This is a genomic window from Lentzea cavernae (assembly GCF_014653695.1).
GTDB lineage: Bacteria > Actinomycetota > Actinomycetes > Mycobacteriales > Pseudonocardiaceae > Lentzea > Lentzea cavernae.
This window is the reverse complement of the sequence record NZ_BNAR01000003.1, coordinates 657,701-682,705: the sequence shown is the minus strand read 5'-3', so window position 1 is coordinate 682,705 and position 25,005 is coordinate 657,701. Positions and strand designations below refer to the sequence as shown.

Annotated in this window: 18 protein-coding genes; 2 read left to right on the top strand and 16 right to left on the bottom strand. The window is 71.1% G+C overall.

Features of this window, described 5'->3' with window-relative positions:
* The first annotated feature begins 49 nt into the window (after nt 1-49).
* Nucleotides 50-673, top strand: a complete 624-nt coding sequence (locus IE307_RS13540) for a maleylpyruvate isomerase N-terminal domain-containing protein (protein ID WP_229904658.1) — start codon at nt 50-52, stop codon at nt 671-673.
* Here IE307_RS13540 and IE307_RS13535 read toward each other — a convergent pair.
* Nucleotides 670-2,052: an NAD(P)H-hydrate dehydratase gene (locus IE307_RS13535; RefSeq protein WP_191298221.1), complete on the bottom strand. Its 1,383-nt coding sequence runs from the start codon at nt 2,050-2,052 to the stop codon at nt 670-672. The two genes, IE307_RS13540 and IE307_RS13535, sit on opposite strands and share 4 nt — an antisense overlap.
* On the bottom strand, nt 2,053-3,912 hold the full coding sequence (gene glmS / locus IE307_RS13530; protein ID WP_191298220.1) for a glutamine--fructose-6-phosphate transaminase (isomerizing): 1,860 nt from the start codon (nt 3,910-3,912) through the stop codon (nt 2,053-2,055).
* A 134-nt stretch (nt 3,913-4,046) separates the two neighbouring features.
* Here glmS and IE307_RS13525 point away from each other — a divergent pair, with 134 nt between their 5' ends.
* Entirely contained in the window at nt 4,047-4,874 is an 828-nt protein-coding gene (locus IE307_RS13525) for a dienelactone hydrolase family protein (protein ID WP_191298219.1), read from the top strand.
* A 55-nt stretch (nt 4,875-4,929) separates the two neighbouring features.
* On the opposite strand, the gene IE307_RS13520 is transcribed toward IE307_RS13525, so the two are convergent.
* The 14 genes from IE307_RS13520 to eccCa all read right to left on the bottom strand — a co-directional run bounded on the left by IE307_RS13520 (nt 4,930) and on the right by eccCa (nt 24,988).
* Nucleotides 4,930-5,379, bottom strand: a complete 450-nt coding sequence (locus IE307_RS13520; protein WP_191298218.1) for a hypothetical protein — start codon at nt 5,377-5,379, stop codon at nt 4,930-4,932.
* Nucleotides 5,370-8,099 carry a hypothetical protein gene (locus IE307_RS13515; protein ID WP_191298217.1) on the bottom strand — a complete coding sequence of 910 codons (2,730 nt, stop codon included), beginning with the start codon at nt 8,097-8,099 and terminating at the stop codon, nt 5,370-5,372. The genes IE307_RS13520 and IE307_RS13515 overlap by 10 nt, the downstream gene beginning before the upstream one ends.
* A 6-nt stretch (nt 8,100-8,105) precedes the next feature.
* Complete coding sequence (locus IE307_RS13510) at nt 8,106-8,399, bottom strand: hypothetical protein (RefSeq protein ID WP_191298216.1); 294 nt, start codon at nt 8,397-8,399, stop codon at nt 8,106-8,108.
* A 169-nt stretch (nt 8,400-8,568) separates the two neighbouring features.
* Entirely contained in the window at nt 8,569-8,844 is a 276-nt protein-coding gene (locus IE307_RS13505) for a hypothetical protein (protein WP_191298215.1), read from the bottom strand.
* Between the two features lie 20 nt (nt 8,845-8,864).
* Entirely contained in the window at nt 8,865-10,199 is a 1,335-nt protein-coding gene (glmM, locus tag IE307_RS13500; protein ID WP_191298214.1) for a phosphoglucosamine mutase, read from the bottom strand.
* Between the two features lie 191 nt (nt 10,200-10,390).
* A complete protein-coding gene (gene rpsI / locus IE307_RS13495; RefSeq protein WP_229904657.1) occupies nt 10,391-10,993 on the bottom strand; it encodes a 30S ribosomal protein S9 in 603 nt (200 codons plus the stop codon).
* A 26-nt stretch (nt 10,994-11,019) separates the two neighbouring features.
* A complete protein-coding gene (gene rplM / locus IE307_RS13490) occupies nt 11,020-11,463 on the bottom strand; it encodes a 50S ribosomal protein L13 (RefSeq protein ID WP_189160352.1) in 444 nt (147 codons plus the stop codon).
* A 256-nt stretch (nt 11,464-11,719) separates the two neighbouring features.
* Complete coding sequence (locus tag IE307_RS13485; RefSeq protein ID WP_191298213.1) at nt 11,720-11,998, bottom strand: WXG100 family type VII secretion target; 279 nt, start codon at nt 11,996-11,998, stop codon at nt 11,720-11,722.
* A 70-nt stretch (nt 11,999-12,068) separates the two neighbouring features.
* Nucleotides 12,069-12,377 (bottom strand): WXG100 family type VII secretion target, encoded by a 309-nt coding sequence (locus tag IE307_RS13480; RefSeq protein WP_191298212.1) that lies wholly within the window; start codon nt 12,375-12,377, stop codon nt 12,069-12,071.
* A gap of 150 nt (nt 12,378-12,527) precedes the next feature.
* Nucleotides 12,528-12,914, bottom strand: coding sequence for a hypothetical protein (locus IE307_RS13475; protein WP_191298211.1), 387 nt, complete (start codon nt 12,912-12,914; stop codon nt 12,528-12,530).
* A gap of 22 nt (nt 12,915-12,936) precedes the next feature.
* Nucleotides 12,937-14,748, bottom strand: coding sequence for a type VII secretion-associated protein (locus IE307_RS13470; protein WP_191298210.1), 1,812 nt, complete (start codon nt 14,746-14,748; stop codon nt 12,937-12,939).
* Between the two features lie 82 nt (nt 14,749-14,830).
* Nucleotides 14,831-17,488, bottom strand: a complete 2,658-nt coding sequence (locus IE307_RS13465; protein WP_191298209.1) for an AfsR/SARP family transcriptional regulator — start codon at nt 17,486-17,488, stop codon at nt 14,831-14,833.
* 182 nt (nt 17,489-17,670) lie between these two features.
* Complete coding sequence (locus IE307_RS13460) at nt 17,671-20,301, bottom strand: AfsR/SARP family transcriptional regulator (RefSeq protein WP_191298208.1); 2,631 nt, start codon at nt 20,299-20,301, stop codon at nt 17,671-17,673.
* Between the two features lie 661 nt (nt 20,302-20,962).
* Nucleotides 20,963-24,988, bottom strand: a complete 4,026-nt coding sequence (eccCa, locus tag IE307_RS13455) for a type VII secretion protein EccCa (RefSeq protein WP_191298207.1) — start codon at nt 24,986-24,988, stop codon at nt 20,963-20,965.
* Nucleotides 24,989-25,005 lie beyond the last annotated feature (17 nt).

The following is a 25,005-nucleotide window of genomic DNA, read 5'->3' as shown; positions in this document are numbered from 1 at the left end:
TGCGTGGAACGCGGCTTCGGCTCGCGCCCGCTCTGCCAGGGTGGCGGACATGGCCGCTCAGAACACCTTCATCGCCACCGCGCACGCCTTCACCGAACTGGTGGACGCCGTGCCCGCCGCCGGCCTCGCCGGAGCCGGGCTCGGCGACTGGGCGGTGCGCGACCTGCTCGGCCACGCCGTCTCCGCCGGGCTGGCGGGTGTCGTCACCGCGCTCGGCCGGCCGGCCACCACCGAGGACATCGCCACACCGGAGGCCTACTACGCCTTGGCGAAGACCGTCGATCCCGCCGTCGTCGAGAAGGTCGTCGCGCTCTCCACCGCGGACGCGCAGGAGTGGGCCGCACGTCTGGGCGAGCGGCCGGCCGCCCAGGTCCGGCAGTGGGCCGGGCAGGCGGTCACCGCCGTCTCCGGCACCGACCCGGACGCGCTGATCACCACCGCGGCCGGGGGCATGCGGCTCGCCCAGTGGCTTCCCACCAGAACGTTCGAGCTGGTCGTGCACGGTTTCGACCTCGCGGCCGCGGTGGACCTGCCGTTCGAGCCGCCCGTCGACGCGCTCGCCGAGTCCGCCGCGCTCGCGGCACGGCTGGCCGCGGTCACCGGCGACGGCCGGGCCGTCGTGCTCGCGCTGACCGGCAGGCGCGACCTGGCCGCGGGCTTCTCCGTGGTCTAGCGGCCCCTGATGGCGCGGATGGCCTCCGGGATCGACTCCATCAGCCCCGACGCGGGCAGCGGCGCGCCATTCGCCCCGAGTTCCGCCGCCAGCACGTGCGCGTAGGCCGCGTACCCGGCGGCGTAGAACGGGTCCAGGCCTCCGGCCAGCAGCGCGCCGATGATCCCGGACAGCACGTCACCCGATCCGGCCGTCGCGGGCCAGGACGACGTCGCCGAGTTGACCAGCGCCCGTCCGTCCGGTGCGGCCACCACGGTCCGGTGGCCCTTCAGCAGCACCACGGCGTTGAACCGCTGGGCGGCCTTGCGGGCCGCCGCGACGCGATCGGAGCCGACCGGGCCCGCGAGCCGTTCGAACTCGCGGTCGTGCGGGGTCAGCACCAGGGCGGCGTCGGGGTCGCGGGCGTCCCACAGCGACGGGTTCGACGCCAGCAGCGTGATGGCGTCCGCGTCGGCGACCGCCGGGACGTTCGCGTCCAGCACGAACCTCAGGACCTCGGCCGACGAACTGCCCGTGCCCATGCCGGGGCCTACGACCCAGGCCTGGACGCGGCCGGCGTCGGTGATCGAACCGGTGCAGATGGTCTCGGGCCAGCGGGCGCGGATGGCGTCGGCGGCCGGACCGGCGTAGCGGACCATGCCGGACGTCGCCAGGACGGCCGCGCCGGTGGACAGCACCGCCGCGCCCGGATAAGTAGCGCTGCCGGCCGCCACGCCCGTGACGCCCTGGGTGTACTTGTCGTCGGACGGGCCCGGCACCGGCCACGTGATGTCAGAGCGGTCGAGCAGCACGAAGTCCGGATCGGACGGTCGGAGGCCGATGTCCACCAGGTGCACGTCGCCGCAGTCGGCCAGCGCGTGCACCGGCTTGAGGCAGCCGAACGTGACGGTGGTGTGGGCGCGCACGTGCGCGCCGGAGATCTCGCCGGTGTCCGGGTCGATGCCCGACGGCAGGTCCACCGCCAGGATCGGGGCTTTGACGCTCTCGACCAGCGCAGCCGCGCCCGGCCGCAGCGGGCCGCGTGCGGAGAGGCCGACGATGCCGTCGATCACCAGGTCCGGCTCGCCGACCTCGTCGGTGATCCGGCCGCCCGCCTTCCGAAAAGCGGCAAGGCCCTCGGCGTGCGCCTTGGCGGGGTCGAGCAGGATCGCCGAGACCGCGACTCCGCGGCGGCGCAGGAAGTACCCGGCCCACAGGGCGTCGCCGCCGTTGTTGCCCGCGCCCACGAGCAATGTGACGCGACGACGGCCTGCGAGAAGCCGGAGGGCGTGGGTGGCCACACCGAACGCGGCCTTGCGCATCAGCGAGCCCGGCGGAACTACCGCCATGAGCTCCTCTTCAGCGGACTTGACGCGTTCGGTGTGCCAGACGCCTCTCACTCACTCGACGGTAACGGACTTCGCCAGGTTGCGAGGCTTGTCCACGTCGTAGCCGCGGGCGGACGCGATCTCGGCCGCGAGCACCTGCAGCGGGATGGTCGAGATGAGCGGTTGCAGCAGCGTCGGCACGGCCGGGATCTCGATCAGGTGGTCGGCGAACGGGCGGACCGTCTCGTCGCCCTCCTCCGCGATCACGATCGTGCGGGCGCCACGGGCCTGGATCTCGCTGATGTTCGACACCAGCTTCGAGTGCAGGGTGGCGCGGCCCTTCGGCGACGGCATGACGACGACGACCGGGAGGCCTTCCTCGATCAGCGCGATCGGGCCGTGCTTGAGCTCGCCGGCCGCGAAGCCCTCGGCGTGCATGTAGGCGAGCTCCTTGAGCTTCAGAGCGCCTTCGAGGGCCACCGGGTAGCCGACGTGGCGGCCGAGGAACAACACGGCCTTCGAGTCGGCGAGCTCCCGGCCCAGGGCCTTGACCTGGTCGATGGTGCCGAGCACGCGACGCACGGCGTCGGGCATGGCCTCGAGCTCGTGGAACTCGCGGGCGACCTCGTCCGGGTACTTGGTGCCGCGGGCCTGCGCCAGGGCCAGGCCCACGAGGTAGTTCGCGGCGATCTGGGCGAGGAACGCCTTCGTCGACGCGACACCGATCTCCGGACCGGCGTGCGTGTACAGCACGGCGTCGGACTCGCGCGGGATCTGCGCGCCGTTGGTGTTGCACACGGCCAGGACGCGGGCCTTCTGCGCACGCGCGTGGCGCACGGCCTCCAGCGTGTCCGCGGTCTCACCGGACTGCGACACGGCGACGACGAGCGTGTCGCGGTCGAGGACCGGGTCGCGGTAGCGGAACTCGGAGGCGAGCTCGACCTCGACGGGCAGGCGGGTCCAGTGCTCGATCGCGTACTTCGCGACGAGACCGGAGTGGTAGGCCGAGCCGCAGGCGATGACGAAGACCTTGTCGACGTCGCGCAGGTCCTGGTCGGACAGACGCTGCTCGTCGAGGACGATCCGGCCGTTCGCGAAGTGGCCGCGCAGCGTGTTCGCCAGCGCCTCCGGCTGCTCCTCGATCTCCTTGAGCATGAAGTACTCGTGGCCGCCCTTCTCGGCGGCGCTGAGGTCCCAGTTGACCGTGAACGGCTTGGCCTCGGCCGGCTCGCCGTCGAAGTCGGTGACCTCGTAGCCGGAGCGGCTCAGCACGACCATCTGGTCCTGGCCCAGCTCGACGGCCTGCTTGGTGTGCGCGATGAACGCGGCCACGTCGCTCGCGACGAAGTACTCGTTGTCGCCGACACCCACGACCAGCGGGGAGTTGCGGCGCGCGGCGACCACCGTGTCAGGCTCGTCGGCGTGCGTGAAGACGAGGGTGAACGCGCCCTCCAGGCGGTTCACGACCTTGCGCACGCTGGCGACCAGGTCGCCCTTCGTGTCGCCGTCCGCGTAGGCGAAGGACACGAGGTGCGCGACCGTCTCAGTGTCGGTGTCGGACGTCATCTCGACGCCGAGGCCTTCGAGCTCGGCGCGCAGCGCGAGGAAGTTCTCGATGATGCCGTTGTGCACCACGGCGACGCGGCTCGTCGCGTCGCGGTGCGGGTGCGAGTTCTTGTCGATCGGCGCACCGTGGGTGGCCCACCGGGTGTGACCCATGCCGACGGTGCCCGCGAAGTTCTCGCGGCCCACCTCGTCGAGCAGCGTCTCCAGGTTCTGCAGCCGTCCGGCCTTGCGTTCGACGGCGAGGTCGTCGCCTGTCACGACCGCGACGCCCGCCGAGTCGTAGCCCCGGTATTCGAGGCGCCTCAGCCCGTCCAGCACGACGTCGAGCGCCGACTGGTGACCCACGTATCCCACGATTCCGCACACGGGAAACAGACTAGCTAGACCACGCCACTAACCCTAATGAGTGAGCGAGCTACGTCACCGCAGGTCAAGGACACAGGTGGTGTAGACCAATCTCCAGTGTGGTGCGCGCGACAGGATCGACTACGGTTCACCCCATGGCTCGCCGCGTGATCACGCTGACCGCGAAACAGGCCCTCGAGCAGCTCAGCAGGCCCGGCCCGCACCCGGTGCTGCGCGGGGACCTCGCGCTCGTCGGCCTGCCGGGCGTGATCTTCACGCCCCAGTCCGGCCTGGGCCTGCCCGCTGTCGCCCTCGGACACGGCTGGATGCAGCCCGTGCGCCGCTACCACGGCCTTTTGCGCCACCTGGCGTCGTGGGGAGTGGTCGCCGCGGCACCGGCCGTGGAGCGCGGACCGCTGCTGTCGTCGCGGGTGCTGGCGGCGAACCTGCTGACCACTTTGGACATCTGCACCGGCGTGCGCCTCGGCACCGGGGAAATCAGCGTCGACCCCGCCAAGCTCGCACTGGCCGGCCACTCGATGGGCGGCGGCGCGGCGGTGCTGGCGGCCTCGGGCGCGGACCGCGTCCGGGCCGTTGTGACTTTGGCCGCAACGGAGACGCGGCCCTCCGCCCTGGACGCGGCGCGGGAGGTCAGCGCGCCCGGACTGCACCTCGCGGCGGGCGAGGACCGCATCGCACCGCCCGTCGGGCACTCCGAGGCGATCGCCCAGGCCTGGGGTGGTCCGGTGCAGCTGCGGTTGCTGCCCAAGGCCTCGCACCTCGGGTTCACCGAGGGCAGGCACTGGAGCGAGCTCATGCTGGACGGCAGCGGTGAGCGGGCGTCGCAGAAGCTCGGTCGTGCGTTCGTGGCGGCGTTCCTGCTCCGGGTGCTGACCGGTGAGCGGGCCTACGACGAGTTGCTCGACAGCGACCTCAAGAACGCGAACCTGGTGTTCCAGCGGGAAGCCCTGCTGAAGCGCTGAGACCGGCAAGACACGAGGCCCGCGTCCACATCGGACGCGGGCCTCGTGTTCTGCTTCAGGACAGCCAGGTCTGGCCGCTCAGGTCGTCATCGTCGTCCACGGGTGCCGGACGGCGCCGGTGGACCGGCGGGGGCGGCGCGACCGGTGGCGGAGGCGGGGGCGGGGGCACCGGAGCGGGTGCCGGCGCCTGGTGCTGCGGTTGGTAGCCGCCGTCGTCGTCCTCCGGGCCGAACGCCAGCTCGCCCGCACCGCGCTCCGGGCGGTCCCACTGCGGCTTGCGTTGCTGCTGCGCCTTCTCGCCCTGCTTGACGAGGTTCTCCGCGCTCTGCTGGGCGGCCGCGACGTCCTGCTTGTGCTTCTCCTCGCGCGCCGCGATGTCGGCGGCCACCTTGTCCTGGCTCGCCTTGAGCTCCGCCGAGACCTCGGCGGTGGCACGGCGTGTCCTGGCGAGGTTCTCGTCGAACAACGCCTGCACGCGCGGGTCCACTTCCCCGATCATCGCCATGGGTTGGCGGCCTCTCCTCGGTCCTCACCCAGCGTGGTCTGCATGGCGCTCAACGGGTTGTTGTTGTCGTCGTCGAACAACGTGCCCGTGGTGCGCCACTGGCTGGCACCGCGCTCGGAGTCGCCGCCCTGCTGGCCGCCGGCTCCCGCACCACCACCCATCATGCCGCCGCCGCCCATCATGCCGCCGGAGGCCGCACCGCTCGGCGCCTGGCCGCCCGCGTCCTGCATGGTCGGCAGGTTGGCCGAGCCCGGCTGCCCCGCCTCGGACGCGTTCGTGTTGAACGAGCCGCCGTTGCTGTCACCGGAGTTCGGGCTGGTCCACGCGCTGTCGGGGTTCGACCCGAGCACGGACTCGCTGCCGCCGCCCGCACCACCGGTGAACGAGACACCGGACGTCGTCGTGCTGTCCGAGGCCTGCGCGAACTGCGGGCCGTCCGCGGAGACGCGGGGCTCGCCGAGGCTCGGCATGATGCCGTTGTCCTCGATGTAGCTGCGGGCCGTCGAGTCCTGGAACCGCTCGGCCACGTTCGGCGCGGCCTCACCCGGCGGGCTCCAGACCTGGTCGCCCGCGGCGGGCATCGTCTGGAACTCGGCGGGGGCGGGCATCGGCCGGACGTCGGCCTCGGCGGGCAGCGTGGTGACACCGTCCTCGACCGCCTGCGGGAAGTCCGCCTCCGGCGTGCGCAGGCCGTCCTCGAGCCGGGCACCGTCCGAGCCGCCACCGCCACCGCCACCCGACTCGGAGCCCGGCGTCTGCGCGGCGGGGTTCTCGTCCTCGCCGAAACTGACGCCGATCTTGTCCGGGGTGCCGTCGCCGTCGTCCGCGGTCAGGTTGATCTCGCCGGTGTCGGCGTTGACCTCGGCGGTGAAGTTCACGCCGTCCTGCTCGATGTGGATCTTGCCGTCCTCGCCGACCTCGACGGGGATCGGGTTCGACTCCGACCCGAGCGGGCCCGCGTTCGGCGCCGCGCCGCCACCGGGTGCGGGCGCGCCCCCCGCGGCCGGCGTCTGCCCCGCCGCCGGCTGCCCGGACGCTGTCGGGTTCGAGGCGGTGAGCTGGTTGGCCATGTTCGTGATGGCCTGCGTGCCGTTCTGCCCCATCAGGGCCTTCGCGGCCTCGGGGTTCTTGCTGAAGTCCAGGTCGTAGGTCTTCGGCTCGCCCTTGGGCGTGTCGATCGTCATCTTCACGTGCCCGTTCGAGTCGGGCTCCGTGACCTTGATCGTGTTGTCGCCCGCCGTGACCGTGACGGTCTCGAGCTCCTCCTCGGGCTTGGGCTGGTCGGGCTTGCCGTCACCGTCGAGGTCGTCGGGCTTGCCGTCGCCGTCGGTGTCACCGGGGACGTCGGGCTTGCCGTCGCCGTCCTTGTCGAGCGGGTCCTGCGGCTTCGGCATCTCCGGCGCGCCACCGCCGCCACCGCTCGGGCCGCCACCGCCACTCGGGCTGCCGCCACCGCCGCCACCGTTGTTGCCGCCGCCACCGCCGCCGTTGTCGACGTTCTGGCGGCCGCCGCCCTGGTCGGAGAACGACGGGGGGTCGCCGATCGGGCCGAACGTGTCCTGGAACGCGGTCTTCATGCCCGTGAACATGGTCTTGTAGTCGGCGTCGACACCGGCCTGCACGGCCTGGCAGTAACCGTCGAACGCCTTCTTCTTGCCGTCGAACTCCTCGCAGAGGGCCTTCAGCTTCTGCTTGGCCTCGTTGATGATGTTCTCCCGGCGGCCGCTCACCCAGGAGTCCCAGCCGAGGCCCGCGAGAACACCCGACAGGATGCCGCCGGTGAGAGCGCCCACGACTCCGCCGACGACCCAGCCGGGCAGGCCGGAGAGCCCGTCGAGGATGCCCGCGTCGTTCTCGAAGATGTCGCCGTTGGCCTGGCGGATCGCGGTCTCGGCCTCCTCGACCGTCAGACCGCCGCACTTCTCCGAGTACTGGTCGTGGATCTGCTGCGCGAACTCCTTGACGTGCTTCTGGATGTTCGCCACGCCGGCCGTGACCGCACCGGGAGCCGTGCCGGCCTGCTGCACGAAGGTCTTCGACGCACTGGCGAACTTCTTCTGGTACTCGCCCGCGGCCTTCGCGGCGGGGCCTTCCCAGGAACCGAGCCCGTTCCAGGCGGCGCCCAGCGCGTTGTCGTGCGCGTCCGCCTTCTTGACGTTCTCGGTGAGCTTGTGGGCGTCCTCGCGGAACTTCGCGAAGTCGATGTCGCGGACCTCGTCGTACTTGCGGTAGATGTCACCGTCGAGGTTCGGCGCGGCACCACCGTGACCGCACGCCTGCGCGGCCTTGGGGTAGATCGGGACGAACTTCTCGAAGAACCGCAGACCGGGGGCGCCGGCGTCGAGCAGCGTGTTGCTGTTCGGCACGTCGCCCTGCTCGTTCAGCACCTTCTGCGTGGCACCGAGCTCGCGCTCCTCGCCGGCCTTCTTGACGAGCTTGTCGGCGTCCTCGCCCTTCTTCTCCCACTGAGAGCGGCCGATCTCCTTGCCGGCGACCACCCCCATGCTCAGACCGGCCGTGGGAGCGGCCAGCGCCGCGCCGAGCAGGTAGCTGCCCAGCCCCGGATCGCTCGGGACGTCGACCCCGTTGGCCTTCGCGTACCGCTCGACGTCCTCCTCGGAGGCGCCGGCACCGGCGAGCGCGGGGACGAGCTGCTTCTTGGTCTCCGGAGTGACGTTCGGGTCGTCGAGGAGCTTCTTGATCTCGTTCTGATCCGCCACGACTCGTTACCCCTTGAACTGGCTCGAGGTCTGCGCCTCGTTCGACTCGTACGTCTTGGCGACGTCCTTCAGACGGGTGGCGATGCCCGACGCCTCTTTGCCGAACTTCTCCAGGTCCTGGCCGAAGAGGTCGAAGCAGGCCTTGTACTCGGCGGCGACGCCCTGGAACTTGCGGCCGACCTGCCCGGCTCCCACACCCGGCACGGCCGCGGCCTTCATCTGGATCAGAGCTGATCCCTCTGCCTCGTACGTCCCCGCGGCCTTGGTCAAGTCGCCGGACTGCACGCCGAATCCAGACATCGCCCACCTCCCCTTGTCCCCGATCTGACGCAATTCGGTCTCGTCGGGTTCCGCCTTACAGTGCCAGCTCGGGTCACGCGGTGACCGGCGCTCGACGATGTCGGTTGCCTTAGTAAACAGCCATTCGGCGCAAGATGCCGATGATCACCACTGATCGGGTGGCCGCGGGTCACCAGCCGCCGGGCGCGGGCGGCGGGGAGCCGGGTGGAGGCTGCTGCGGGTACCCCTGCGACGGGTGCGGCTGCTGCTGGGGCGGGTACTGCTGCTGGGGGAAGCCCTGCGAGTACTGCTGCTGCCCGTACGGCTGCTGCGGAGGGCCGTAGCCGGGAGGCGGGAACGGGGGCTGGGCGACGGACTTGCGCTTCGACGTCACGACAACGGCGATGACGACCGCTGTCCCACCTCCCAGCAACACCAGGAGCACGAGCAGCATCAGCACGGTCATTCCCCAGCCCCCATCTGTCCTCAGCGCACCGAGGAAACCACACCGGCCAGTCGTTGCGCGGCCGACTCGGCCTGCTCGTGGCTCGTGGCCTCGACCATCACCCGCACGAGCTGCTCGGTGCCGGACGGGCGCAGCAGCACGCGGCCGGTGTCGCCGAGCTCGGCCTCGACGGCGCTGACGGCCTCGCTGACCGAAGAAGCCTTGGCGACGGCCGCCTTGTCGCCGACCTTCACGTTGATCAGGACCTGCGGCAGGCGGCGCATCACCGAGGCGAGGTCGGCGAGCGACTTGCCGCTCTCGGCCATGCGGGCCATCAGGCGCAGCGCGGTGAGCAGGCCGTCGCCGGTGGTGGCGTGCGCGGGCAGCACGACGTGGCCCGACTGCTCGCCCCCGAGCGAGTAGCCGCGGGCCTTGAGCTCCTGCAGCACGTAGCGGTCGCCGACCGCGGTGGTGCGCAGCGCGATCTTGGACTCCCGCATGGCGATGTGCAGGCCCAGGTTGCTCATCACCGTGGCGACGAGCGTGTCCTCGACCAGCTCGCCCGCGTCGCGCATCGCGATCGCGAGGACCGCGAGGATCTGGTCGCCGTCCACCAGGTCGCCGTTGGCGTCCACCGCGAGGCAGCGGTCGGCGTCGCCGTCGTGCGCGATGCCGAGGTCGGCGCCGTGCTCGCGGACGGCGGCGGCCACGACCTCGATGTGGGTGGAGCCACAGCCGTCGTTGATGTTGAGGCCGTCCGGGTTCGCGTTGATCGCGATCACCTCGGCCCCGGCGCGGCGGTACGCGTCCGGTGCGGCCACCGACGCGGCACCGTTCGCGCAGTCCACCACGACCTTGAGGCCGTCGAGGCGGTGCGGTGTGACCTTGAGCAGGTGCTCGACGTACTGGGTCTCGGCGTCGGGAACGTCGCGCACCCGGCCGATCGCGGCACCCGTGGGGCGCTGGAAACCGGCGCCCATGTGCTGCTCGATCTCGTCCTCGACCGAGTCGGGCAGCTTGTGGCCGCCGGCGGCGAAGAGCTTGATCCCGTTGTCCGGCATCGCGTTGTGCGACGCGGAGATCATCACGCCGATGTCGGCGCCGAGCGCGGCGACCAGGTGCGCGACGGCGGGCGTGGGCAGGGCGCCGACGCGCAGGACGTCCGCACCGGCCGACGTGAGGCCCGCGGTGACCGCGGCGTCGAGCATCTCGCTGCTCGCCCTGGGGTCGCGGCCGACGACGGCGACGGGGCGGTGGGAGCGGTCGTGCTCGGCGAGCACCCGCGCCGCCGCTGCGGCGACGGACATCGCGAGCTCAGGGGTGAGATCGGCGTTCGCGAGACCGCGCACACCGTCGGTGCCGAACAGGCGGGCCATGAATCCTCCGAATTGGACACAGCGAGGCGGCGGGAAAGACCCGGAAAACACTGCGGGAGCAGCAGTTCGCAATGAACTGCTGCTCCCGCAGGTACAGCTTGGCGACGCTCTGACCGCGGGGAGTCCCCGAAGTCACCGCGGAGGAGCAGTGGTCTGACGAACGCAGACACCGCCCGCACCGCGGTGGAGCATCAGCGCTTGGAGTACTGAGGCGCCTTGCGGGCCTTCTTCAGACCGTACTTCTTGCGCTCCTTGACCCTCGGGTCACGGGTGAGGAAGCCGGCCTTCTTCAGGGCCGGGCGGTCCTCGGAGTCGACGGCGATCAGCGCACGCGCGATGGCGAGACGCAGCGCACCGGCCTGGCCGGTGATGCCGCCACCGTGCAGGTTGGCGATCACGTCGAACGTCTCGGGCTTCTCCGTGGTGACGAGCGGCTCCTTGATGAGCTGCTGGTGCACCTTGTTCGGGAAGTAGGTCTCGAGGGTCTTGCCGTTCAGCGTGAACTTGCCGGTGCCGGGCACGAGGCGGACGCGGACGACGGCCTCCTTGCGGCGGCCGACGGTCTGCGCGAGGTGCGCGGCGCCGTTCAGCGAGGGCGCGACCACCGGAGCGGACGTCTCCTCGACCTCGGCGTCAGCCTCGGACTCGTCGTCGGCGGAAGCCTCGACGGCCTCGACCTCGTCGGAAGCCTCGGCGGCTTCGGCCTCAGGAGCGTCGACGACCTCGGCCTCGACAACCTCGGCCTCGACCTCGGGGGTCTCGACCTCAGGGGTCTCGTTCTCAGGGGTGGTCACAGGAACTTCCTCGGTGTTCTCGTCGCTCACTGGGCGATCTTCTTGATCTCGAAGGCCTGCGGCTGCTGCGCCTCGTGCGGGTGGCTCGGGCCTGCGTAGACCTTGAGCTTGTTCGCGATCTGACGGCCAAGGCGGTTCTTGGGCAGCATGCCCTTGATCGCCTTCTCCACCAGGCGGTCCGGACGGGTGTCCAGGACCTCGCCGAAGGACTGCTTGCGCAGACCACCGGGGAAGCCGGAGTGGCGGTACTGGAACGCCTGGTCGCGCTTGGCACCGGTCAGAGCGACCTTGTCAGCGTTGATGATGACAACGAAGTCACCAGTGTCAACGTGAGGCGCATACGTCGGCTTGTGCTTGCCGCGCAGCAGCGTCGCGGCCTGGGTGGCGAGCCGGCCGAGCACCACGTCCTGGGCGTCGATAACGTGCCAGGTGCGGGTCACCTCACCGGGCTTCGGGCTGTACGTGCGCACGGATCTACCTCGTCGTCACTTGCGTCTGGGGTCACTGCGGCGGTTGCCCCAGACCGATCTTGGACGAACCAAGCGGTGGTTCCGGAACAGGCGCGGCACACATGGGCGCCAGCTACCGCACAACAACGTCAGAAGATACCGGATGGGTGGCGCGGGGACCAAAACGGGTCCTCCGAAGCGCCTTCCCCTGGACGTACGCGAGCCCCGGACCACGTGGTTCCGGGGCTCGCGAGGGTCTTGCGGAAGCCGAGCAGACCTACCAGCGGTTGGCGTTCTGCTTCTCAGCGGCCTCGTACGCCTGGCCGGCCTGGCCGACGGCGGTACCGATGGCGGCGAGCACGGCCTGGAGGTCGGCGGCGGCCTGGTCCCACTTGCGCTGCGCCTCTTCGTAGCGCTCGCGGGCGTCACCCTCGTAGCCGGCGAGGGTCTTCGTCACCTCGGACTTGAGGTCGGACAGCTGGCTCTCGATCTGCGTGGCCGAGCTGTTGATCGTGCTGGACGCAACCTGGATCTCGGCGAACGTGACCTGCAGCATTTCATCTCCCCTGGAGTTCTAGCGATTCAGAAAGTCTGGTGGCACTGCTGGTGGAGCTGAACTCGGCGAATCAGCCCTGCAGGCGACCGGCGAGACCACCGATGGAGGACTTGTTGTCCTCTTCCTGGCGGGCGTAGACGTCGGCGGACGACGCGATCTGCTCGGCGATGCTGCGCAGCGCCTCCTGCAGCTTGCGGGCGTCGTCGTGGAAGCGGCCCATCAGGTTCGAGAAGGCCTGCTGCGCGTCGCCCTTCCAGGAGGAGGACACCTGGTCGACGGCGTTCTGCACGTTGCGGAGCGTGCCCTGCGTCTCGGCGTCGACGTCGGTGATGCGCCTGGCCAGCGCGTCGAGCTCGGCAGCGGTAACGGTCAATGCCATTGGGAGATGCCCCCTTCAGAGAACTTCAAGGTCGTACTTCTTGGTTCGTACGCCTTCTACGACGCATGACCCTGCCACGCCGGTTCCGTCCTGTCGCGACTTCTTTCGAAGTAGTTGCGCTAGTAAACGGCACCGGGTGAAACCGCGAACTCAGTACAGGATTCGCGACTGCGAAAAGTCCTCGTCATCGTCACTCACACGGGGAAGCTGACCACTCGGACCGGCGACCGCGGAAGAACCGAGAGTGGCCGGTGCCGTCTCAACTGGGACGGGCGCGGTGACGTCGACGGCCTCCGGGACCTGTTCGACGGCCAGACCGCGGTCGCCGCGGAACCCCCTGGCCGCCTCCCGGACGCCGGAGGGGGTGGCCCTGGCGCCGGGCTCGGCCCCGCGCTCACGCGCCCGCACCGCGAGGTCACGCGTGCGTTCCCGCAGCTTGGCGTTGCGTTCACCGATCTCACCCGACGCGCGGCGGGCGCGGGTGACCGCTGCTCCGACCTCGGCGCGGAACCGGGCGAGGACCTCGGCGGTGGACATCGGCGACTCCCTGGCGGTGCGGTTAGGGCTTGATGACGAGCGAGCGGACGATCTGCTCGCAGGCGGCGCGGACCTGCGACTTCGCGGCCTCGGTCGCCTGGCAGCCCACGCTCACCTGGACGTCGCCGGCGAACTGGATGTACCACTCGACCGCGGTCGACTCGACCACTTCGCGATAGTGAACAACGGACTTGCCCGCAAATGTGGCGTCTTCGGCGAAGTCGGCGACCTCATCGCCTTTCTTCTCGCGTTGCTCATACGTGTTCTTCAACTCGTTCAACGCGCGAGTGCGGTCCTGATCGCTGTTGTACTCGAGAGTTTGCTCCTGCACAGCAATTCGCGCTTCCGGCGATTTGCTATCGGAATTCTTGCGCTCGGTCGGTTGCAGGAGCACCTGCCGGTTGGCGGCGGCTCCGCCCGTCTGCTCCCACCCGTCCGGGCGGGTGAAGCTGTAGTCGTAGACGGCGATCTGGGCGCCCGCCGGGGGCTGCTGCTCCTGCGTGCCCTTCGGCTTGAACCAGTAGTAGGCGCCGACGCCGGCCGCAGCGAGCACGACCACGACACCGATGGCGATGAACAGCGGCGCCCTGCTCTTCCTGCGCGGTGGTGGTGGCGACGAGGCCGCCGGGAACGGGACGGGGAACTGCCCCGGCGGCGGAGGCGTGATCCGGCGGGTGATCTTGCGAGTGGTCTCCTCGCCGACCCGGATGTTGTGAGTCACCTCACCCGAGAGCTTTGGGGACTGCCGGTCGACACCGCCGGTCCGTTCCGGGTCGAGGCTGACCGCCCGCAGCGCGCCGCGGGCCACCACCGTCTCCGGCTGGTCGATGCTCGTCGGCACGACCCGGATCTGCTCGTGCACCATGCGCGCGACGAGCGGGATCCGGCTCGACCCGCCGACCAGGAACACCCCGGCGAGCTGCTGGGGCGCGAGACCGGCGTCGCGGACGGCGGCCGCGGCCAGTCCCGCCGCCCGGCTCAGCGGTGCGGAGATCAGCTGTTCGAGGTCCGACCGCGTCACGTGCGCGTCGGGGAACGGCGGCGGCATCGGCACGTCGGTGTAGGCGTGCCGGGACAACGTCTCCTTGGCGCCCCGCACGTCCTGCCGCAGCACCCGCCGCTTGCGCCGGTCGGCCATCTCGCGGCCCTCGACGAGCTGCCGCCACGCCTCGGGGTCCTTGGCCGCGACCAGCCCGCCGACGTGCTCCAGCAACGCCTGGTCGACGTCGGCGCCGCCGAAGCTCGGGTCGCCCTTCGCGGACAGCACGCGGAAGCTCTTGCCCGCCCGCGCCACCACGCTGGCGTCGACCGTGCCGCCACCGAGGTCGAGCACGGCGAGCGCGGCACCGTCCGGGATGGAGTGGCTCGCGGAGTGGAAGACGGCGGCGGCGACGGGCTCGGGCACCAGCACGACCTCACGGCCGAGCCCCCGTGCCGCCTGGAGCAGGACGCGGGTGCGGACCGTGCCCCAGTCCGCGGGGTGGGTGAGGACGAGGAGGTCGACAGGCGCGCCACCTCCCACGCGCCGTGCCTCCCCCACCGCTCGTGCCAGCACCGCGCGCACAACGTCCACAACGGGCAGCACGGTGCTACCGAGCAGCAACTCCCCCTCGTCGACGCGGCGCTTGGGGTGCGGCTCGTAGCGGGCGGGGTCGACGGCGGCCTGGCGTTCGGCCTCCTGGCCGACGAACAACGTGCCGTCGGCAGCGGCGAACACCGCGGAGGGCACGAGCGGCTGGCCGTCGAACACGACGACCTGCGGCTCCCGCCCGTGCGCGGAGATCGCGACGCAGGTGCTCGACGTGCCGAAGTCGACCGCGACGTGCAGGCTCATGCACCTTCCCCTCTTCCGCGCACATGCTTACCCGATATGACCGGCTTGAACGACATGGATGACGAAGGTCGCCTTCAAGAGGTCAGCGCAGCGCCTCCACCCGCGCGGCCAGCCCGTCTGCCCGCGGGTCGTTCCTGGACCGGTAGACGTCGACGGCCTCCTGCCAGGCCTCGGCCGCTTCGCGGAGCCTGCCCTGACCGACCAGGACGTCCCCGATCAGTCCCAGCCCGTCGGTCACACCGTCGGTGTCGCCCACGCCCTTCATGAAGTCGACGACGGCACGCAGCTCCGGCTCCGCTTCGGTGTACCTGCCCCACCCGGCGAGCGCGGCGGCGCGGTAGGCGCGCACCCGGACCACGAGGAACTCGTCGCCGTGCTGTGCGGCCAGCGGCGCGGCGAGATCGGTCTCCTTCAGCGCCTTCTCCCACTGCTCGGCGCGGTTGAACCGGCTGGCGAGGTTGCAGTGGCCGATGATCTGCAGGTTGCGGTCACCGATCTCGGCCGCGATGGCGAGGGACTCGCGCAGGTACGTCTCCGCTTCCTCCCTGCGCCCGAGCGCGCTGTAGACCTTGGAGATGTTGCCCAGCACCCCGGCGATCGAGACCCGCTCGCCCTTCGCCCGCACGAGCGGCAGCCCGACCTCGAAGCTGCGCAGCGCGTCCTCCGGCCGGCCGATCAGGTCGTAGAGCACTGCCAGCTTGGTGTGCACGAGGCCCTGTTCCTTCGCGGAGCCGAGCCCGCGCACCGCCTCGAAGAGCTCGACTGCGTCGTGCCGGTGGAGGTGGTCGATGACGAGGTAGCTGAGCAGGTGCACGGGGATCTGCACGGCGTGCCGCTCCCAGCCCCTCGAGAGCGCGGCGAACGCGACGGCTTTGAGGTTGGTCCACTCCTGGCGACGCCACCGCTGCGTGTCGTGCCAGGACGAGAAGGTCTGCGGTGCGACACCGGAGGCCACGGGATCAGCGCGCAGGACGATCCGCGCGCTGTCGCGGGAAGTCGCGTTCTCGAGCGTGTGGACGTACCACTCGGTCAACCGCAGCGCGGCTTCTTCGTCGTCGCCGCACAGCTCCGCCGAGTACGCGCGCAACAGGTCGTGCAGGTCGTACCGGCCGGGAGTGCGCGACTGCACGAGGTGGTCCGCCACCAGCCGCTCCAGCAGACGACGGGCCTGGGCGGCGGTGACACCGGCCAGGGACGCCGCCGCGTTGACGTCGAAGTCCACCCCGGGATGCACGGACAGCAGCCGGAACATCCGGGCCGACTCGGCGTCCAGGGCCTTGTACGACCAGGAGAACACCGCCCGCACGTCGACGTCGTCGTAGTCGGTCAGCGCGTCGAGCCGTGCCTCCTCCAGCTCCGCCACGAACTCCACCAGTGACACGTCGGGGAACCGCGCGACCCGTTCGGCGAAGACCCGCAACGCCAGCGGAAGTCCCGCGCACCGTTCGACGATCTCGCGTGCCGCACCGGGTTCGGCGTCGAGCCGTCCGGCGCCGAGCACGGCCGCGAGCAGGGCCAGCGCCGCGTCCAGGTCCAGCTGCCGCAGACCGATCGAGGTGGCGTCGTGCTGCGAGACCAGCGCGCGGAGCTGGTTGCGGCTGGTGATCAGCACCCGCACGCCGGGCGCACCGGGCAGCAGCGGCAGCACCTGACGCGCCGAGGCGGCGTTGTCGAGCACGAGCAGCATCCGCCGGTCGACGAGCGTCGTGCGCAGCAACGCGAACCGCGCGTCCGGAGTGGCGGGGACCTTGTCCACGCCCAGCCCCACCAGCAGTGTCTCCGCCGCGGCCGCCGGGTCGACGGGATGCGCCTCCGGGTCGAAGCCGCGCAGGTTCAGGTGCAGGTCGCCGTCGGGGAAGTCCTCCCGCGCCCCGGCCGCCCAGCGCAGCGCCAACGCGGTCTTCCCCACGCCGCCGACGCCGTGCACGACGGTGACACCGCCAGCGGTGCCGAGCAGGCCGAGCTCGTCGTCGCGGCCGACGAAGTTCCGCACACCGGCGGGGAGCTGGCGCGGCACCTGGCGCCCGCCCGCGGGCACCTCGCCGCGCAGGACCTGCTCGTGCAGCTCCCTCAGCGCCGGGCCGGGATCGACGCCCAGCTCGTCCGCGAGCTTCTCGCGCACCCGCTGGTAGGTGGCGAGCGCCTCGGCCTGCTGGCCCGCGCGGCACAGGGCGAGCATCAGCTGCCGCCAGAACGACTCCCGCAACGGGTGGTCGGTGACGAGCGACTTCAGCTCGGCGACGAGCTCCCGGCCGAGACCGCGGTGCAGGTCGGCGCCGATGCGCGACTCCAGCGCGTCGAGCCGTTCCGCCTCGAGCCCCGGCACGTCCTCGCGGTGCAGCGAGTCCGACGCGACGCCGCCCAGCACCGGGCCGCGCCACAGCGACGTCGCGGTCGTGAAGTCCTGCGCCGCCACCATCGCCCTGAACCGCAGCAGGTCCAGCTCGTCGGGGTCGACGTCGAACCGGTAGCCGCCCGGCACCGTGCGCACGCGGTTCGCGGCGCCGAGCGCCTTGCGCAGGCGGGTCACGACCATGTGCAACGTCTTGTGCGCGCGGCCGGCCGTCGGCGGCTCGCCGTCCCACAGCCTCTCAACCAGTTCGTCCACCGACACGAACTGGTTGGGGCGCAACAACAACGTCGCCAGCAGCGCCTGCACGCGACCGGCAGGCACGGGCACCTGCTCCCCGTCGAGGAGCACCTCGAGCGGGCCGAGCACCCGGAACTCGACGTTCACCATCACCTCTCCAGCTCCACTTCCCGCACCTGCTCGTCCCCCGGCCGGATCGACGTGTGACCGGGGTGTGAGCGGGTGTCGGCATGCTCATCACCAGCCGAGGACGACAGCGACAGGAACTGCCTGGGGGGCCGCTGTCGTCCGGCGCCGCCGCGGTGCACCTCTTGCACCGCGGCGGCGCCCGGCTACTCCAACTCGGCCACCACGTCCGCTCGCCCGTGTCCTGGACCACGCAGGAGGCGCAGGGCGCGTTGCCGGGCGACGGCGGCTTCATCACGCCGATCCAGCTCCAGCAAGGCCGTTCCCAGCCGTTCGAGGAGATCCGCCGTGCGGGTGGCGTCACCGAGGCGTTCCACGGCCTTCACCAGTGACTGGAGTTCGGGCACCGCCTCGGCGTGGCGGCCGAGGCTGACCAGCACGGCGGCGCGGAGGTCGCGCACCTGGAGCTCGAGGTGCACGTCCACAGCCAGCTCCTCAGCGGACGCGATGGCGGCGAGTGCCTCGGTGGCGCGGCCGGAAGCGTGGAGCAGCAACGCGTGGGCGGTGTGGGCGGCGCACTCCAGGGACTCCACCCCGGCCGCGATCTCGAGACCGCGCAGGACGCAGGAGAACGCCTCGTCCACCCTGCCGAGCTCGCGGTGCAGGCCGGACATGGCGATCAACGCCGCCGCCTCCGCGTGCGCCTCGCCCGCCTCGCTGGCCAGCCGCAACGCCTCCTCGCACGCGGGCAGCGCGTCGTCCAGGCGGCCGGCCCGCTCGTGCAGCGACACCAGCCCGAGCCGCACCACCACCTGCTCGCGCGCCGGGCCGGACCCCGCCACGGCGTCCAGCACCTCGACGGCCTCCGCCAGCCGCGCCGGTTGCTCCACGGCGTAGTCGTGCAGGTGCACCGCGATCAACCGGGCGGGCCGCTGCCAGTCGCGCGCGAGAGCGGCGAAGAGGAGCGACTTCAGGTTGTCCCACTCCTGACGCCGCCACGAGAGCGCGTCGGAGCTGGAGGAGAACTCCTGCGGCACCACACCGGAGACCACCTCACCGGCGCGCATCCGGAGCTCGCCGCACTGCGACGCCGTGGCGTTCTCCAACGTGTGGACGTACCACTCGGTCAACCGCAGGGCCGCGGCCTCGTCGTCCCCGCACAGCTCAGCCGCATAGGCCCGCAGCAGGTCGTGCAGGCAGTACCGGCCGAGCCACCGCGTCTGCACGAGGCCGTCCGCGACCAGGCGTTCCAGCAGCACGTGCGTCTCGGAGACCGACCGGCCCGCGAGCGCGGCGGCGGCGCTCACGTCGAAGTCGGCTCCGGGGTGCACGGACAGCAGCCGGAACATGCGCGCCGACTCCTCGTCCAGCGCGCGGTAGGACCACGAGAAGACCGCGCGCACGTCCACGTCGTCGAAGTCGCTCAACGCGTCGAGCCGCGCGCTCTCCAGTTCCGCGACGAACTCCGCCAGCGACGTGTCCGGGAAGCGCGACACCCGTTCGGCGAAGACCCGCAGCGCCAGCGGCAGCCCCGCGCACCGGTGGACGATCTGGCGCGCCGGTTCCGGTTCGGCGTCGAGCCTGTCCTCGCCGAGCACGGCGGCGAGCAGGGACCGCGCGTGCTCGAACCCCAGCTGCCGCAGGCCGATGGACGTCGCGCCGTGCCGGGAGACGAGCGAGCGGAGCTGGTTGCGGCTCGTGACCACGACGCGCACTCCGGGCGCGCCGGGCAGCAGCGGGACCACCTGGCGCGACGCGGCGGCGTTGTCCAGGACCAGCAGCACCCGCCGACCGGCAAGCGTGGTGCGCAGCAACGCGAACCGGGCCTCGGCTCCGGCCGGGACCTCGTCCACGCCCAGCCCGACGAGCAACGTCTCGGCGGCGGTCGCGGGATCGACCGGCTGACCGTCCGGGTCGAACCCCCGCAGGTTCACGTAGAGGTCGCCGTCCGGGAACTCGTCGCGGACGGCGCGGGCCCAGTGCAGCACCAGGGTCGTCTTGCCGATGCCGCCGACGCCGTGCACCACCGTGACGCCGGCGGGCTCGTCGAGCAGCCCGAGCTCCTCGTGCCGGCCGACGAAGTTCCCCGCGGCCCCCGGCAGCTGGCGCGGCACCTGCGGACGCGTGCCGTGAGCGACGTCCGCGCGCAGGATCCGCTGGTGCAGCTCCCGCAGCGCCGGACACGGGTCGACGCCGAGCTCGTCGGCCAGGTGCCCCCTGACGTCCTCGTACGCCCGCAACGCCTCGGCCTGGCACCCCGACCGGTACAGCGCGAGCATCAGGTGCCGCCAGAACGACTCCCGCAGCGGGTGCTCGGAGACCAGCGACCGCAGCTCCGCCACCAGCTCGCCGGACAGCCCGTGGCCGAGGTCGGCGTCGATGCGCCGCTCCAGCACCGCGAGCCGCTCGTCGGCCAGCCGCGGCACGTCGTCGCGGTGCAGGCGCTCCGACGGCACGTTGCCGAGGACGGGCCCGCGCCACAACGCCGACGCGGCACCGAAGTCACCGGAGGCGGCCAGCGACCGGAACCGCAGCAGGTCGAGCTGTTCGGGGTCGACCACCGCCTGGTAGCCGCCGGGCAGGGTGCGCACGCAGTCCGCCTCGCCCAGCGCGACCCGCAACCGCCGAACGACCATCTGCAACGTCTTGTGGGCGCGGTCGGCCGTCGGCGGATCACCGTCCCACACGTGGTCGACCAGCTCGTCGACGGGAACCAACCGGTTGGGCCGCAGCAACAACGTCGCCAGCAGGACGTGGCACCGGCCGCCCGGGACGGGGACCGGTTCGCCGTCGAGCAGCACCTCCAACGGCCCCAGCACGCGGTACTCGGCTCGCAATGGTCCCCCCAGGTTCCGCAGCCAGCCTAGACGGTGCGTGATCGCGGTGTGAGCGAAGTGTGAGCGGCGCCGGGCAGAGTGTTCCTCAGCGGTGCTGGTGGCAAAGGTTCCTGGGGGGCCACCAGCACCGCTCATCCGTTGCCCGGAAGTCCTGCGGGCACCGTGGTCCTCAGCCGGTGCGGCGATCGTGACATCGATGTCCTGGGGGGACGTCACGATCGCCGGGCTCACCAGGGCCGCCCCTCCCCAGTGGTGCGGTCCGGGCGGAGATCCGGCTCGAGGGGGAACCGGACGGTCCCCTGCCGTCCGGTGGAGGCCCGCGGCTCCGGCCGCGGGTCTCCTTCCTCCGTGAGCGCGCGGCGACACGGCGTCATCAAGACGTGAGCGATGCGTGAGCGGCGTCAGGCATAGTCCTGACCAGCCGATTCGACGAGTCAGACCTGGGGGGTGACTCGGAGGAGCGGACTCGGAAGCCGGCGCGGTCGCCTCCCTCTTGACCGCGGCGGTGCTGGGGGGAACCGGACGGTCCCCTGCCGTCCGGTCATGGCCCGCAGCTTCGGCTGCGGGTCTTTTCCGTTGCGCGGCAAAGCCCGTGAACGACTCGTGGGTGGCCCCGCCGCACTGGCGGGACCACCCACGAAGACGTTTCCGGACCGCGCTCCTAGTCGGGCGTGATCCAGGCGAACTGCATGCGCTGCTGACCGTGCTTGCGGGTCACGAGCGTGCCCCGGCCGGGAGGCTGCGGCGACGGCTTGAGGTTGCCGACGATGTTGCCCTCCTCCTTCGAGCCGGAACCGACGAAGATCGGCGCCGAGATCTCCTTCAGCTTGCCGATGATCGGGTCGTACATCGCGCGGGACGCACCACCCATGCGGCGGACGACGACCACGTGCAGACCGACGTCCTTCGCCTGCGGGATGAACTCGGCCAGCGGCTGCATCGGGTTCGCACCGCCCTGGGGAGCGACCAGGTCGTAGTCGTCGACGACGACGAAGACCTCAGGGCCCTTCCACCAGGAGCGGTTCTTGAGCTGTTCCTGCGTGACGTCCGGGCCGGGCATGCGGCCGGCGAGCGAGCCGCGGATCTCCTGGACGTTCTGCGTGAACTGCGGGCCCGAGACCGCGTAGCTGAGCAGGTGGTCGGTGTCGATGAAGCCGAGCATCGTGCGGCGGTAGTCCGCGAGCAGGATCAACGCCTCGGACGAGGTGTAGCTCTGCATGATGCCGCGGACGATCGTGCGCAGGATGTTCGTCTTGCCCGACTCCCCGTCCGCCAGCGCGACGAAGTGCGGTTCCGCGTCGAAGTCCATGTAGACCGGAGCGAGCTCGTCCTCGTTGACGCCGACCGGGACCAGGCGGCCGCGGTGGGGGTTCGTCTGCTGGACGTGCGCCATGAACTGCCCGTGGTCGAGCAGGTCGGGCAGCATCCGGACCTGCGGGGCGTGCGGGCCCTGCCAGGACTGGTTGAGCTTCGCCGCGAGGTCCGCGACACCCGCCGTCACCGTGCTCGGGTCCTGCGAGGTGTCGATGCGCGGCAGGCCGACGAGGTAGTGCAGCTTGCGGCCCGTCGCACCGTCGATCGTGATGCCGCGACCGGGCCTGCCGGGCGGCACGTTGACCGCGACCTTGCGGTCGACCTCGGACTCGCTCGGGTCACCGAGGCGGAGCTCGAAGCGCGTGCCGAGGAGGTCCTTCATGGCGGGCCGGATCTCCGCCCACCGGCTGGCACCGACGATCACGTGCACGCCGTAGGACAGACCCTGCGCGGCGAGCGCCTGGATCTGCGGCTCGACCATCTCGAACTCCTGGCGGAAGTTCATCCAGCCGTCGACGATCAGGAACGCGTCGCCGAAGGCGTCGTCCTTGATCTCACCGCGACGCTTGCGGTTGCGGAACTCGGCCAGCTCGATGCGCTGGTCGCGCCAGCGGAGCTCGCGTTCCGCGATCAGCGTCTGCAGCTCGGCCACCATGCGGCGGACCTTGTCGACGTCGAGACGACCGGCGAACCCACCGACGTGCGGGAGGTCCTCCATCGCGGCGAGCGAACCACCACCGAGGTCGATGCAGTAGAACTGCACCTCCTCCGGCGTGTGCGTGAGCGCCATCGACGCGATGATCGTCCTGAGCATCATCGACTTACCGGCCTGCGGGCCGCCGACGACCGCGCCGTGGCCGGCCGCACCGGAGAAGTCGGCCCACAGCAGGTCGCGGCGCTGCTCGAACGGCTTGTCGACCACGCCGACGGGGATCTGCAGCGTGCTGTTGGCCGGGTAGCCCGGCGACGTGAGACCGCGGTCCGGCGTCACGTCGAGCGGCGGCAGCATCGTGTCCATCGTGGGCGGCTCGGCCAGCGGCGGCAGCCACACCTCGTGCGCGGGCGGGCCCTGGCCGACGAGGCGGTCGACGATGAGCTCGAGCTGCGTCGGCTCGTTCGCGTCCTCCTTGACCGGCGCCGCCACCTTCACGGGCTCGGCCGGGCGCTCCGGCTCCTTCGGGATCTCGATGAAGTCCGGCACGAAGAACCGCGGGCGCTTGTCGCTGCGCACGGCCACCGACTCGCCGGCGGACTGCATGCCCGCCGGGCGGTAGGTGCCCGAGACGTAGAGCGCCTTGAACCTGGTCAGCGGCATGCCCTGCACGCTCAGGTAACCCGAGCCCGGGATCGGCGGCAGCTCGTAGGCGTCCGGCACACCGATCGCCGCGCGCGACTCCGCCGCGTTGAAGGTCTTCAGACCGATCCGGTACGAGAGGAACGTGTCGAGACCGCGCAGCTTGCCCTCCTCCAGTCGCTGCGACGCGAGGAGCATGTGCATCTGCAGCGACCGGCCGACACGACCGATCTGGAGGAAGATGTCGATGAAGTCCGGCTTCGCCGTCAGCATCTCGGAGAACTCGTCGATGCAGATGAAGAGCGCGGGCAGCGGGTCGAGCTGGGCGCCGTTCTCACGGGCCTTCTCGTAGTCCCAGACGTTCTTGTAGTTGCCCTTCGCCAGGACCTCCTGGCGCCGGGACACCTCGCCCTCGATGGCGTCCTTCATGCGGTCGACGAGGCTGAGGTCGCCGGCGAGGTTGGTGATCGTCGCGGCGACGTGCGGCGCCTTGTCCAGACCGAGGAACGTCGCACCACCCTTGAAGTCGACGAGGATCATGTTGAGCGCCGTCGAGGAGTGCGAGGCCAGCAGGCCCAGCACCAGGGTGCGGAGGAACTCGGACTTGCCGGAACCGGTCGCGCCGATGCACAGGCCGTGCGGGCCCATGCCGTCCTCGGCCGCTTCCTTGATGTCGAGCTCCACGGCCTGGCCGTGCTCGCCGATGCCGAACGGGATGCGGTAGCGGTCGCGCTTGGGCCGGGGCCGCCACGCCTGCTGCACGTCGAACGTGATCGGGTCGCCGGGGATGCCCATGAACTCGAGGATCGGCGGGTTGTTGCTCATCGCCAACGGGTCCTCGCCCGTGTCGCCACCGGCCTCGCCGGCCGCGCCCATGCGGTAGGGCGAGAGCCTGCGGGCCAGGGCCTCGGACTCCACGATGGACAGCCGGTCCGGTCCGCCGAACCACTCGACACCGGTCGCGGAACGGGCGCCCAGCTGGTTGTTCTCGACGACCAGGCGCAGACCGCGCCGTGCCGTCAGGTTGCCCAGGCACTCGGACAGGTCCAGCAGCGTGACGCCGACCAGACCCTCCTCGAGGATGATCATCTCTTCGCGGCTGATGTCGCCGTCGTCGATGACGATCACGATGTGCGGCTGGTCGGGCGGCGGCGGGGCGTTGCGGGTGAACCGCTGGCGGTCGCGCAGGTTCTCGTCCAGCATCGCCTCGATCTCGGCGAGCGAGTTCGCCATCATGCGGCGCTGGCCGATGCCGTCGATGTCGGTGGGGTGCTGCGCGTGCGGCAGCCACTTCGCCCACTCCCACAGCTGCTTGGTGCGGCCCGCGCTGACGATCGCGATCAGCAGGTCGTCCGGGGCGTGGAAGGTGACGAGCTGGGCGATGAGGGCGCGCGCGAGGTCGCGGCGGTCCTCGATCTCGCCGAGCAGGCCGACCGCGGCGAACCCGCGCAGCGCGATGGAGATCGGGAGGTCGGGCACGAGCGAGTGGGCGCGCACGAAACGGCGCAGCGCCAGCGTCGCGATCGGCTCGAGCTCCTCGACGGGACCGGTCTGCGGTGGCACCAAACGAGTCGCGAGGCGCTGCGAGCCCCGTCCCGCGCGCAGGTGGCAGAAGTCCGGGTCGTTCTGGCGGCGTTCCCACATGCGGCGGGTGGTGGCGAGCGACCACAGCATCTGCGGGTCCGGGTGCACCCACTCGCGCTCGGCGCGCTGCTCGTCGGCCGCCTCGCGGGCGCGGTCGCGCATCTGGCCGAGGTACCGCAGGTAGTCCTTGCGGTCCTCGTTCATCTCGGCTTTCTTCTGGCCCTTGCCCGAGCCCATGCCGCTCGCCATCATGCCGATGGTCGAGATCATCATCATGCCCGGCATGATCATCGCCGCGGGCTGCCGCGGCATGAAGACGAGCATCATGCCCATCATGCCGACGGACGCGACGATCATGACGACGGGCATCGCCTTCATCATGATGTTGCCGGGGATGATCCGGGGGACCTCGGGTGGCGGTTCGAGGTGGACCTCACCGCCAGGAGGCCGGGGAGCAGCAAGGCGTGCCGTTCGCTTGAACTGCAGCGTGCTCAACTGACAGGCACCTCTTC